Source organism: Leclercia sp. LTM14 (assembly GCF_023736175.1).
Lineage (GTDB): Bacteria > Pseudomonadota > Gammaproteobacteria > Enterobacterales > Enterobacteriaceae > Enterobacter > Enterobacter barmai.
This window is the reverse complement of record NZ_JAIKTT010000018.1, coordinates 20,510-27,442: the sequence shown is the minus strand read 5'-3', so window position 1 is coordinate 27,442 and position 6,933 is coordinate 20,510. Positions and strand designations below refer to the sequence as shown.

The following is a 6,933-nucleotide window of genomic DNA, read 5'->3' as shown; positions in this document are numbered from 1 at the left end:
GTTAAAGAGCAGTGCAACGCGGCTTTCGCTCACCGTTGCGAGGTGGCGTATATTACGCTTTCCTCTTTCAGAGTCAAGCGATTATTTCACGCTTTTCTCTTCAACCGGCCCGGCTGTTTGTGTGAAGTGATTCACATCCGCCGTGTCGATGGAGGCGCATTATAGGGAGTTCTCTTCAGGCCGCAACCCTTAAATGACAGAAAAATGACTGACTGCTGCATTCCCCAGCAAAACCCCGCCTTATACCTGATTACACACAGACTTATCCACAATGCGACGAAAAAGTGAAAATGTGCGAGCGTTGCGCAAACGTTTTCGTTAAAATGCTCGCGCTTAATAAAGCGACCCCGCCAGGTGTGTTAGTTGAGTTTTTATGTGGAAAATTCACCTAACGCTCTCTGTAATCGTCAAATCCAGGGGATTTACCATGCAACAACGTCGTCCAGTCCGCCGCGCTCTGCTCAGTGTTTCTGATAAAGCCGGTATCGTCGAATTCGCTCAGGCACTTTCTGCACGTGGCGTAGAGCTGCTGTCTACGGGCGGCACTGCTCGCCTGTTAGCAGATAAAGGCCTGCCGGTAACCGAAGTGTCCGATTACACCGGTTTCCCGGAAATGATGGATGGACGCGTCAAAACCCTGCACCCGAAAGTTCACGGCGGCATTCTGGGTCGTCGCGGTCAGGACGACGGAATTATGGAGCAACATGGGATCGCGCCGATCGACATGGTCGTTGTTAACCTTTATCCGTTCGCCCAGACCGTTGCCCGTGAAGGCTGCTCTCTGGAAGATGCGGTAGAGAACATCGATATCGGCGGCCCAACCATGGTGCGCTCCGCGGCGAAGAACCATAAAGATGTCGCCATCGTCGTAAAGAGCAGTGACTACGATGCCATTATTAAAGAGATGGATGCCAACGAAGGTTCGCTGGATCTCGGGACCCGTTTCGACCTCGCCATCAAGGCCTTCGAACATACCGCCGCGTACGACAGCATGATCGCCAACTACTTCGGTAGCCTGGTACCTGCCTATCATGGCGAAAGCAACGAACCTTCCGGCCGTTTCTCTCGCACCTTAAACCTGAACTTCATCAAGAAGCAGGATATGCGCTACGGTGAGAACAGCCACCAGCAGGCAGCCTTCTATATAGAAGAAGAGGTAAAAGAAGCCTCCGTTGCTACAGCACAGCAGGTTCAGGGCAAGGCGCTCTCCTATAACAACATCGCTGACACTGACGCGGCGCTGGAGTGCGTGAAAGAGTTCAGCGAGCCAGCCTGCGTTATCGTTAAGCATGCAAACCCATGCGGCGTGGCGGTAAGCACCTCTATTCTGGATGCTTACGATCGCGCTTATAAAACCGACCCGACCTCTGCGTTTGGCGGCATTATTGCCTTTAACCGCGAGCTGGATGCCGAAACCGCCCAGGCGATCATCTCCCGCCAGTTCGTTGAAGTGATCATCGCCCCTTCTGCCACCGAAGAAGCGCTGAAAATCACTGCGGCAAAACAGAACGTGCGCGTACTGGTTTGCGGTCAGTGGGCGGAACGCGTTCCGGGCCTGGACTTCAAGCGTGTGAACGGCGGTCTGCTGGTTCAGGATCGTGACCTGGGTATGGTGACAGAAGCCGACCTGCGCGTGGTTACTAAGCGTCAGCCGAGCGAGCAGGAGCTGCGTGATGCGCTGTTCTGCTGGAAAGTGGCTAAGTTCGTGAAATCCAACGCCATCGTATATGCCAAAGAGAACATGACTATCGGCATAGGCGCAGGCCAGATGAGCCGCGTCTACTCCGCGAAAATCGCCGGTATTAAAGCGGGCGATGAAGGTCTGGAAGTGAAAGGGTCTGCTATGGCCTCTGACGCCTTCTTCCCGTTCCGTGACGGCATCGACGCGGCTGCCGCTGTGGGTATCACCTGTGTGATCCAGCCTGGCGGCTCTATCCGTGATGACGAAGTGATTGCTGCCGCTGATGAACACGGCATCGCAATGATCTTCACCGACATGCGTCATTTCCGCCATTAATTTCCGGAGCAGAGAATGAAAGTATTAGTGATTGGTAACGGCGGGCGTGAGCACGCCCTGGCGTGGAAAGCGGCGCAGTCTCCGCAGGTGAAAACCGTCTTTGTGGCGCCGGGTAACGCCGGTACGGCTCTCGAGCCAGCCCTGCAGAACGTGGCTATCGGCGTAACCGATATTCCGGCGCTGCTGAGCTTTGCTCAGAACGAGAAAATCGACCTGACCATCGTCGGTCCGGAAGCGCCGCTGGTGATTGGCGTGGTTGACGCGTTCCGCGCGGCGGGCCTGACCATCTTCGGCCCGACCGAAGGCGCCGCGCAGCTCGAGGGCTCGAAGGCCTTCACCAAAGATTTCCTGGCGCGTCATAACATTCCGACCGCGGAATACCAGAACTTCACCGAAGTGGAGCCAGCGCTGGCTTACTTACGTGAAAAAGGCGCGCCGATTGTGATCAAGGCCGACGGCCTGGCCGCCGGTAAAGGCGTTATCGTGGCGATGACTCTCGAAGAAGCAGAAGCCGCTGTCCAGGACATGCTGGCAGGGAACGCTTTTGGCGATGCGGGCCACCGTATCGTGATCGAAGAGTTCCTCGACGGGGAAGAGGCGAGCTTTATCGTCATGGTCGACGGCGAGCACGTCCTGCCGATGGCCACCAGTCAGGATCATAAGCGCGTCGGCGATGCCGATACCGGCCCGAATACCGGCGGCATGGGCGCATACTCCCCTGCTCCGGTGGTCACCGACGAAGTACACCAGCGCACCATGGATCGCATCATCTGGCCAACCGTGAAAGGAATGGCTGCGGAAGGTAACACCTACACCGGCTTCCTGTACGCGGGCCTGATGATCGACAAACAGGGCAACCCTAAGGTTATCGAGTTCAACTGCCGCTTTGGCGATCCGGAAACTCAGCCGATCATGCTGCGCATGAAATCCGATCTGGTGGAGCTGTGCCTGGCCGCCTGCGACGGCAAGCTGGACCAGAAAACCTCTGAGTGGGATGAGCGCGCGTCTCTGGGCGTGGTGATTGCTGCGGGCGGTTATCCGGGCAACTACAACACCGGCGATCAAATCCACGGCCTGCCGCTGGAAGAAATCGATGGTGCGAAAGTGTTCCATGCAGGCACCAGGCTCTCTGATGACGAACTTGTGCTGACTAACGGTGGACGCGTCCTGTGCGCCACGGCGCTGGGCAATACCGTTGCAGAAGCGCAGCAACGCGCCTATGCGCTGATGGCGGATATTTACTGGAACGGCAGCTTCAGCCGTAACGATATTGGTTATCGTGCGATTGCGCGCGAGCAGGGGAAGTAGTTTTCCCCTCACCCTGACCCTCTCCCCATCGGGGGGAGGGTACTTAAAAACTCTTCTCTGTCGGCTGCCAGGTACAGAAATCTTCGTTAGCCACCAGCAGCAGCTGTGACCCTTCAGGCGCTTCCAGCCACGCCACGCTCACTTCCATAGAGGAGTGGCTCTGACGGCGTGCAATATGTTCCGTTGCCCAGCTATCGAGATCCGTCTTCAGGGTCTGGCCTTCGCACGTAGTGACGGTGCCGTCGGCATGCCTGCGCCCCTGATGCAGCACCACCCTTCCCTGTCGCAGCGCATCGCTGGTCTGGCGAATTTGATCGGCCCGGTAGCGGTAAAGTTCGATTTGATCGGTAGAAAGCTGCTGTTTAAGACCGCCGATTTCGCGCTGCATAAAGCTCAGCTCACCGTGGTCGTCAAAACGTACCCGCACATGCTCGGGGACTTTGCTGTAGATGTTTACGTCGATATAAGCGAGCGTATCGCCCTGCCAGCGGTATTCACTGGTAGTAGTACTTCCGCTATGCCAGGGGCTAAAAGCGGAGAGGAGATGCACTTCGTCGTCTGAGTCTTTACGCCAGACGCGTACCGCGCCCTGATTGTCAGCGTAGCCGCTGGCAGTAAAAGCCGGCAGGGAGGAGTCATGACTGCAGGCGGTCAGTACAAGCATGCCCGCCAGCGCCAGTGCCTGGCGCCAGACAGACAAAAGGGGCGAAACCGCCCCCTCGATAAAACTGTTCACTGCTACGCGGCTTACTTAACTGCGTCTTTCAGTGCTTTGCCAGAAACAAATGCTGGCACGTTAGCTGCAGCGATTTTGATTTCTTTACCGGTCTGCGGGTTGCGGCCAGTACGCTCAGCGCGGTGGTTCACTTTGAAGGTACCGAAACCTACCAGTTGTACAGCATCGCCTTCTTTCAGAGACTCAGTAATTGCAGCCAGGGTGGATTCCAGAGCAGCTTTAGCCTGTACTTTAGACAGGTCAGCTTTGTCCGCAATTACATCAATCAGTTGAGTCTTGTTCATAAGTTATCCTTTCAATGTGTTTATCGCTTGCTAAGCATCGAGTGCGACGAAAATGCCAAAAAAGCACTCTCCTGCATACACGCACCGATAGCCACTTATTTTCGCCCCCCAAATGTAGACCAGACGGGGGGCAGAAGGGAAGAGTAGAGGCATGACAAATCAGGCGTTAAATCACGTTTTGTTGTCTCACTGGTTAAGATTTATACCAATGTTACTCTCGCCTGCCTCACGCAAGTCAGCACGCAGACCTTTAATCAGTTCGATATCGCGTTCTTCACACTCGGCCAGCAAACGGAAAATTTCCCACTGGATATCCCATTCCTGCTCAACGGCCGGGTTCAGACGGAGCTCTTCATCGGTCATTTCACGCTCTGCCTGAGTCATCTCCAGCATCGCCACAGTGGTGATAGAGGCCTTACTGACTTCGATGGCATGTTCCAGAGTTTCGCCACTCAGACGCGAGTGAATCAGTTCACTTAAGGCCACACAGGCATCAATGGCCGGGTAGACGCCATAGACATCATAGCCATCAGCAACCGGGATCGCCTCTTCCAGCTTATCGAGCTGGGAGTCGAAGTTCACCTTGGCATCTTTGACCGTCAGCGTTTCCCACACCAGATCGAGAATACGGCGATACAGTTGACCATCACCAAATTCAGTCTGCTTGCAGAACATGGCGTAGTTCGGATACATACGTTCGCACAGACAGGCCATAAAAGTGACGTGCTGCCAGCTTTCCAGCTTCTCAAGGCGCAGATGAATCGGGTTTTGTAACATGATGATGTCTCGAATCGAAAATTGGCCGCAGTTTACCTGAATCAGCGCTGAATTTCCTGCCAACGAACAAAAGCCGGACGCCCGGAAGCCACCGCATCGGCCCAGCGGGTCGGTTCCGGCAGCCGATAGCCCCGCATACAGCGCTGGACCCACGCCAGGGCGCTGTCAGTACTGACGCGATGACCGGTGGCGATGAACAGCGGATTGCAGCGGGCTTTGCTGCGCCAGACCCACGCCAGCTGCTCGCCTTTATCCATCAATGGCGCCAGCGCGCCAGGTTCGGGCGACAGAGGCTCAAACTTGCCGCAGAGGCGTTTCTTCGCCACGCCGATGGTCGGCACATCCACCAGCAGGCCAAAATGGCTGGCGACGCCGAGACGGCGCGGATGGGAGATGCCATGCCCGTCAACGAACAGCAGATCGGGCCTTTGCGAGAGCTGATCCCACGCGGCCAGCAGCGCGGGATACTCACGAAATGAGAGGAAGCCGGGAATATAGGGCATGGTCGTGGCGATGCGCGCCACCTGGTATTCGACCAGCTCCAGCCCGGGGTACGTCAGGAGCACTATCGCCGCCCGCGTCACCTCTCCGCCCTGCTCAAACCCGACATCGGCCCCCGCAATCAGCGTGGGCGGGTCTTTATCCAGACGATCCTCACGGGATACAGACGCAGCGAGTTTAAGTTGTTGAGCGCGAAGTGACGCAAGATCCATAACGACTCCTTACGGGTGATACTGGGCAGAAAGTCGGTGTACCGCCTCCACAAACACGCCTGCATGCTCTGGCGGAACATCCTGATGAATACCGTGCCCCAGGTTAAAGACATGGCCCTCGCCCTGACCGAAGCCTGCCAGAATGGTCGAGACTTCTTCTTCAATACGGGCGGCCGGAGCATACAGCATAGACGGATCCATGTTCCTGCAGGGCGACTTTGTCCCCCACGCGACGGCGCGCATCGGCGATATCGGTGGTCCAGTCGAGGCCCAGCGCATCACAGCCGGTCTCTGCCATCGCTTCCAGCCACTGGCCTCCGCCTTTGGTGAACAGCGTTACCGGCACGCGGCGCCCTTCGTTTTCACGCAGCAGGCCATCGACGATTTTATGCATGTAGTAGAGCGAGAACTGCTGATAATCGCGGCCCGTCAGCACTCCGCCCCAGGTGTCGAAGATCATCACCGACTGCGCGCCCGCTTTGATCTGCGCGTTCAGATAGAGGGTGACGCTTTTTGCCAGCTTTTCGAGCAGGGCATGGAGCGCCAGCGGATCGGCGTACATCATCTTCTTGATAACGGTAAAGGCTTTGCTGCTGCCGCCTTCGACCATGTAGGTCGCCAGCGTCCACGGACTGCCGGAGAAACCAATCAGCGGTACTTCGCCTTTCAGCTCGCGGCGAATAGTGCGCACCGCGTTCATCACATAACCGAGCTCCTGCTCCGGGTCCGGGATCGGCAGATTGTCGATATCCGCTTTGCTCTTGATGGGAGAAGAGAAGCGCGGGCCTTCGCCGGTTTCAAAGTACAGACCAAGCCCCATCGCATCCGGGATGGTCAGGATATCTGAGAAGAGGATCGCCGCGTCCAGCGGATAGCGGCGCAGCGGCTGAAGGGTCACTTCGCAGGCCAGCTCCGCATTTTTGCACAGCGACATAAAATCGCCCGCCTGCGCACGCGTGGCTTTATATTCCGGCAAATAGCGGCCCGCCTGGCGCATCATCCATACCGGGGTGATATCAACGGGTTGGCGCAGCAGCGCACGCAGATAACGATCGTTCTTCAGTTCGGTCATTTTTGCAGTTCCTTAAGCGTCTTATT

6 protein-coding genes and 1 pseudogene are annotated in these 6,933 nt (G+C 56.6%); 2 read left to right on the top strand and 5 right to left on the bottom strand.

The annotated features are described in order from the left end of the window. Nucleotides 1–427: 427 nt before the first annotated feature. The gene (gene purH, locus K5I40_RS23485) at nt 428–2,017 is read left to right on the top strand and encodes a bifunctional phosphoribosylaminoimidazolecarboxamide formyltransferase/IMP cyclohydrolase (protein ID WP_039028899.1); all 1,590 of its coding nucleotides are present in this window, start codon (nt 428–430) and stop codon (nt 2,015–2,017) included. Nucleotides 2,018–2,032: 15 nt separating this feature from the next. After that, a complete protein-coding gene (gene purD / locus K5I40_RS23480; protein WP_223075799.1) occupies nt 2,033–3,325 on the top strand; it encodes a phosphoribosylamine--glycine ligase in 1,293 nt (430 codons plus the stop codon). Nucleotides 3,326–3,368: 43 nt separating this feature from the next. Here the strand turns inward: purD and K5I40_RS23475 are convergent, their stop codons facing one another. From K5I40_RS23475 to hemE, 5 genes and pseudogenes are all read right to left on the bottom strand, one after another. Beyond that, entirely contained in the window at nt 3,369–4,061 is a 693-nt protein-coding gene (locus K5I40_RS23475; protein WP_223075798.1) for a DUF1481 domain-containing protein, read from the bottom strand. Nucleotides 4,062–4,072: 11 nt separating this feature from the next. Then, complete coding sequence (hupA, locus tag K5I40_RS23470; protein ID WP_002445246.1) at nt 4,073–4,345, bottom strand: nucleoid-associated protein HU-alpha; 273 nt, start codon at nt 4,343–4,345, stop codon at nt 4,073–4,075. A 186-nt stretch (nt 4,346–4,531) separates the two neighbouring features. Further along, entirely contained in the window at nt 4,532–5,122 is a 591-nt protein-coding gene (locus K5I40_RS23465) for a YjaG family protein (RefSeq protein WP_223075797.1), read from the bottom strand. 41 nt (nt 5,123–5,163) lie between these two features. Next, a complete protein-coding gene (gene nfi, locus K5I40_RS23460; RefSeq protein WP_039028895.1) occupies nt 5,164–5,835 on the bottom strand; it encodes a deoxyribonuclease V in 672 nt (223 codons plus the stop codon). A 9-nt stretch (nt 5,836–5,844) separates the two neighbouring features. After that, nucleotides 5,845–6,907 (bottom strand): annotated as a pseudogene (gene hemE, locus K5I40_RS23455) (uroporphyrinogen decarboxylase). Nucleotides 6,908–6,933: the final 26 nt, after the last annotated feature.

Excerpts from the sequence above, each read along its gene's own strand:
- purH (WP_039028899.1), top strand. The coding sequence starts at position 428 with ATGCAACAACGTCGTCCAGTCCGCCGCGCTCTGCTCAGTGTTTCTGAT.
- purD (WP_223075799.1), top strand. The coding sequence starts at position 2,033 with ATGAAAGTATTAGTGATTGGTAACGGCGGGCGTGAGCACGCCCTGGCG.
- hupA (WP_002445246.1), bottom strand. The coding sequence starts at position 4,345 with ATGAACAAGACTCAACTGATTGATGTAATTGCGGACAAAGCTGACCTG.
- K5I40_RS23465 (WP_223075797.1), bottom strand. The coding sequence starts at position 5,122 with ATGTTACAAAACCCGATTCATCTGCGCCTTGAGAAGCTGGAAAGCTGG.
- nfi (WP_039028895.1), bottom strand. The coding sequence starts at position 5,835 with ATGGATCTTGCGTCACTTCGCGCTCAACAACTTAAACTCGCTGCGTCT.